Raw genomic sequence first — 4921 nt, 5'->3', positions numbered from 1 at the left:
ACGGCCAGCCGGGCCTCGTCGGCGGCGGTGCGGGCCGCATCGCGCGTGGCATCGGTGGCGACACCGCGTTCGGCCAGCCCCTCGGTCCGGGCGAGGTTGGCTTGTGCCTCTCGCGATGCCGCCCTTGCCTGATCCAGCGTAGCCTGCGCCTCGGCCCGGCTCGCGGCGACGGCGCTGCGCGTCTGGGCAAGCGTCGCCTGCCGGATGGCGAGCGTCGCCTCTGCCGTCAGGACGGCGCTCTCCAGGGCCTGCATGTTGTCAAGCCGGGCCAGCGTGTCGCCCCGGGACACGCGGTCGCCGACCGCGACGAGGATCTCGGCAACCCGTGCATCGCCCGCGCCGTAGGGGGCCGCGACGAGGGCGACGTCGCCCCGGGGCATAAGGCGTGCCAGGCCCACCACGTCCGACGGCAACAGGGTCTCCGCCATCTCCTCGGGCAGGTCGATCTCGGGGGGCAGCGCGATGGGGTCGTCGGCGCCGCCGCCCGGTTGCAGGCCCGTCATGGCGTAGAAACCCTGCAGACCAGGCGGCTGGTAATAGAGCCCGATCACCGCTCCGGAAAACATGAAGATCGGGATCAGCAGGACCAACAGATACCGCTTGCGGAACCAGGGCCGCCGCGGCGACGGGGCGGCGGCGTCGCCTGTGTCCCGGCCCAGGTCGAGCGGCAGATCGGGGGTGTCGGGGGCAGTCATCCGTCTGATCCTTTCCGGTGTTGCACGGGGGCACACAGCGGCGCCCCCGGAGTTTACATGGCGAAATCGTCAAGCGTGACGACATCATCGCCGTTGGTGTCGAGATCGGCGAACCAGCCCTCCGTGCCGGCGAGGAATTCTTCGCGCCCGACGACACCGTCACCGTTTGTATCGCTTGCGGTCAGACTCATGCCATCGGCGACGGCCTGCATCTGGTCGCGCTGTTCTGCTTCGTAATTGGCCACGTCATTGGCGCGCGCCTCGTCGAAATAGACATATTCCTCGGCGTCGAGGATGTCATTCTGATCGGCATCGAAGGCCATGAACACGTTGCCGCGCATTTCGCGCAATTCTTCCAGTGTTGCCGCACCGTTTCCATCAAGATCCCATCTTTGCATGAACTGGTCTCCGGGCGTGGTCTGGGCGAGGGCAGCGGTGGCGGTGGCGGTGGCGGTGAGGACAAGGACGGCGGGGAAGAGGTGGCGTTTCATGCGTGGTTTCCTTTTTTCCGGGTTTGGGGGTGCCCGATCCGGCTGTGCGCATCGGGCGGGAGGTTCAGGCAGACGGGCGGATCATGCGCCGCATCACGTTGTTCTTCAGAGCGAGGCGGTGGAACGGCACCGCGAGCACGTGCAGCGCGATCAGGGCCAGTAGCACGACCTTGAGCACGTTATGCGACTGTGCGGCTTGCGTCACATCACCGAACCAAGCCAGCGAGCCGGTGACGGCCATCGCCGCGAGCACGGCGTAAAACGCCCAGTGCGCGATGTGGCTCAGAGTCTTGAGCGGCGCGGGCTCGTTCTCGGGGGCCGCAGGCACACCGCGGGTCAGGCGCAGCACGAGGCGCCAGACGACGAAGGCGAGGATCAGGGCGCCGCCCGCCACATGGGCAAGGATCAGCGGATCGAAGGCAAAGGTCTCGCCCGCGCGGATCGCATCCCATGCGCCCGAGATGGCGTCCTTGAAGATGTACTGCCCGGCGACGAGCACGGCGACGGCCCAGTGCAGGGCGATCTGGGTCGCGGAATATCCTTGTGGAGCGTTGGTCTTGGCGGTGTTGGGGGCGGTCATGGCTCAGGTCCCTCGTCGTACGTGGCAGGCCGGCGCTGTTGCGACGCCGACTGCACGCTTGTGTCATTGCTGGTCTGTATCGGTGCCGTGCATGCGCTGCATGCGGGCCATCATCTGCGACGGGAAGGCCATCTCCTCGGCGCTGATTTCGCCGTCATCGTTGGCATCTAGCATGGTGAAGGGCCGCTCGGCCATGCCGCGGGTGACCTCGGCGAAGAGGGTCGCGAACTCGTCCGAGGACAGCGCGCCATTCCCGTCAGCATCGTGCTCGGTGTGCAGCGCGGCGATGCCTGCCTCGAGTTCGGCCGCCGTCACCGTGCCGTCCTCGTCGTCGTCGAAGGACTGGTAGAGCGCGTTGCCGGCCATGCCGGTCATGCCCATCGGTCCATGTCCTCCGCGCTGCATCATCATGCCGGGGCCGCGGCCGTCCTGCATGAAGCCGGCCTGGCCGCTATGCATCATCCGCATCATCTGGCGCGGGCCCCAACCGTCATGCGGACCCCAGCCACCGGCGATGGCGGGGATGGCGATCGCGCCGATCACGGCGGCGGTGGCGGCTGCGCCGAGGGTCAGGATGGTCTTGCGTTTCATGGGTCACCTCTTCGGGTTTCTTGTTTCGATGAGGCGAAGATGGGGCAGCCGTGTCGCAGAAGATTGCCATTGCACCCCTCGATTTGTATCACTCTGTCGCAAATCCGGTCGGCTGCGACGGACCATGACAAAATAATCCCACGAACAGAGCCACCCCGCGCTATCAAGGATATATGACCGAACCCGCCCGCGCACCGCATGTTCTTGTCGTCGACGATCATCGCGAAATCCGCGATGCGGTGACCCATTACCTGGAAAAGAACGGCATGCGCGCGAGCGCCGCCAAGGATGTGTCCGAAATGGACGCAGCGCTCCGCGCGGGCCGCTTCGATCTCGTCGTGCTCGACGTGATGATGCCGGGCGAGGACGGGCTGTCGGCGGCGCGTCGGCTGGCTGCAGCGGGCGGCCCGCCGGTGCTGATGCTGAGCGCGCTTGGCGAGGAGACCGACCGGATCGTCGGGCTCGAGGTCGGCGCCGACGATTACCTGGTGAAGCCCTTTAACCCGCGCGAGCTTTTGGCGCGGGTGAAGGCGATTCTGCGCCGCTCTGACCGGCCCGAGCCGCTGGCGGGTGCGCTTGGCGGGCGCAAGCTCACCTTCGCGGGATGGGTTTTGGACACCGACACGCGCGCGCTGACGCACGAGGACGGGCGCGAGGTCTCGCTCACCACGGCTGAGTTCAAGCTACTGACGGCCTTCATTGAGCGGCCGCGCTTCGTGCTGTCGCGCGACCAGCTCCTCGACATCACCAGCGGGCGCACGGCCGACGTGTTCGACCGGACCATCGACAACCAGGTGAGCCGCCTGCGCCGCAAGATCGAAGATGATCCGGCGCATCCGCAGGTCATCGCGACGATCCGCTCGGGCGGCTACAGCCTTGCCGCCGACGTGCGCGAGGGGGCGTGATGCGTCTCGTCCCCCGCAGCCTGCTCGGCCAACTGGCGCTGCTGATCCTCGGGGCCTTCCTGGCTGCGCAGGTGATCAGCATCTGGCTCTTCGCCGACGAACGCGGCGCGGCGATCCGAGCGGCGCAACGGTTCGAGACGGTCGAACGCGCCGAGGCGGTGGCGCGCGCGCTCGATGCGGCCCCGGCCGAGAGCCGGGAGAGCATCCTCGCCGCGGTGAACTCCCGCCTCGTCCGGTTCAGCACCGGCGATGCGCCCCTAGTCGAGACGGGACGCATGGAGTTGCCGGCGCTCGGAGGCGGCGATATCCGCGCGACCGAAATCACCGTGTCGCCGCATGACGGACGGCCCGCAGAGCCCCCCGCCGCCTTCGCCTGGCTGCACGAGCGGATGCGCGCGGCGGGCGTCGCGCCGGTGGAGTTCCGGATTTCGATCCCGCTTGCAGGAGACGACTGGCTCAACGTCCAGGCGCGGTTCCAGAGGCCGGACATTCAGGCGCCGCCCGCGCTCATGGGCGCCACGCTTCTGTCGCTGTCGCTGCTGATGGCGGCGCTCTGGGTCGGGCTTGGTCGGATCACAAGGCCGCTCCGGCAGCTTGCCGATGCCGCAGACGGGTTCGGCCTCGATGCGCCTGCGCCGGAGATGCCGAGGCACGGCCCGCGCGAGGTGCGCGCGCTCTCCGACGCGCTGGGGCGCATGCATGGGCGGCTTACGGCCATGATCGCGGATCGCACCCGGATGCTCGCCGCGCTCGGCCACGATCTGCGGTCTCCCATAACGGCGCTTCGGGTCCGCGCAGAGATGGTCGATGACGACGAGACGCGCGAACGGATGGCCGCCACGCTCGACGAGATGCAGGAGATGGTGGACTCGACGCTGGCCTACGCGCGAGGCGTCTCCACCGACCAGCCGATGGAGACGTGCGATCTTGCCTTGCTCGTGGGCGAGCTCGCGGACGAACTGTCCGAGACGGGTCCGCAGATCGCGGTGATGTCATCGGAACCGGTCCGGGCCGAAGTCCGCCGCACGGCGGTCCGGCGTGCCCTGCGCAACCTGATGGAGAACGCGCAGCGCTACGGTAGCAGGGCGCGGGTGTCGGTCACGCAGGTTGGCGATCGCGCGGAAATGCTGATCGAGGACGAGGGTCCCGGCATTCCGGAGCAGGATCTGGAGAAGGTGTTCGATCCCTTCACCCGGCTCGAGACATCGCGCTCGCGTGAGACCGGCGGGATCGGCCTCGGCCTGCCGATCGCGCGGGCCATCCTGCGCGCCCATGGCGGCGACGTGGTCCTATCGAATCGCGCAGAGGGCGGATTGCGGGCAACGGTTCACCTGCCGCTGGTGCAGCGCCATCCCTCAGAGTTGTGAGCCCCAGCGAGGATGCTGGTCATCGACGACGAAGGGATGCGCGTGGTGGCGCTCGCCCTTGAGGTGGGGGTGGTCGAGCGGCAGGTTGTCATGGCTGTGCTCGAGGATCTCTGGATCCTCCTTTGGCCAGAGGCGCAGAGCCGATAGCGCGCCGACACCCGCCAGCGCCGCAAGCGTCCCGAGGGCCGCGACTGGTCCGAACTGCGTCATCAGCCAGCCGGAAAGCGGATAGGTCACAAGCCAGCAGGCATGGCTGAGCGCGAATTGGGCGGCGAAGAGCGCGGGGCGGTCT

At 68.0% G+C, this 4921-nt stretch carries 6 protein-coding genes and 1 pseudogene; 2 read left to right on the top strand and 5 right to left on the bottom strand.

The annotated features are described in order from the left end of the window. The 4 genes from ACH107_RS29910 to ACH107_RS29895 form a co-directional block, all read right to left on the bottom strand. The coding region (locus ACH107_RS29910; protein ID WP_412509350.1) for a biotin/lipoyl-binding protein at nucleotides 1-695 on the bottom strand (695 nt) is incomplete at its 3' end. 53 nt (nucleotides 696-748) lie between these two features. Continuing rightward, entirely contained in the window at nucleotides 749-1186 is a 438-nt protein-coding gene (locus tag ACH107_RS29905; protein ID WP_412509349.1) for an EF-hand domain-containing protein, read from the bottom strand. A 64-nt stretch (nucleotides 1187-1250) separates the two neighbouring features. Then, the gene (locus ACH107_RS29900; RefSeq protein WP_412509348.1) at nucleotides 1251-1766 is read right to left on the bottom strand and encodes a cytochrome b; all 516 of its coding nucleotides are present in this window, start codon (nucleotides 1764-1766) and stop codon (nucleotides 1251-1253) included. 63 nt (nucleotides 1767-1829) lie between these two features. Then, nucleotides 1830-2357 (bottom strand): EF-hand domain-containing protein, encoded by a 528-nt coding sequence (locus ACH107_RS29895; protein WP_412509347.1) that lies wholly within the window; start codon nucleotides 2355-2357, stop codon nucleotides 1830-1832. Nucleotides 2358-2530: 173 nt separating this feature from the next. Here ACH107_RS29895 and ACH107_RS29890 point away from each other — a divergent pair, with 173 nt between their 5' ends. Then, on the top strand, nucleotides 2531-3262 hold the full coding sequence (locus ACH107_RS29890) for a response regulator (protein WP_412509346.1): 732 nt from the start codon (nucleotides 2531-2533) through the stop codon (nucleotides 3260-3262). Next, on the top strand, nucleotides 3262-4629 hold the full coding sequence (locus ACH107_RS29885; protein WP_412509345.1) for an ATP-binding protein: 1368 nt from the start codon (nucleotides 3262-3264) through the stop codon (nucleotides 4627-4629). Before ACH107_RS29890 ends, ACH107_RS29885 begins: the two co-directional genes overlap by 1 nt. Here ACH107_RS29885 and ACH107_RS29880 read toward each other — a convergent pair. Continuing rightward, nucleotides 4618-4921: pseudogene (locus tag ACH107_RS29880) on the bottom strand (MFS transporter); the annotation flags it as partial. The gene ACH107_RS29885 and the pseudogene ACH107_RS29880 sit on opposite strands and share 12 nt — an antisense overlap.

The organism is Roseovarius halophilus (ex Wu et al. 2025) (genome assembly GCF_047086965.1).
This window is presented reverse-complemented; position numbering and strand designations above follow the sequence as displayed.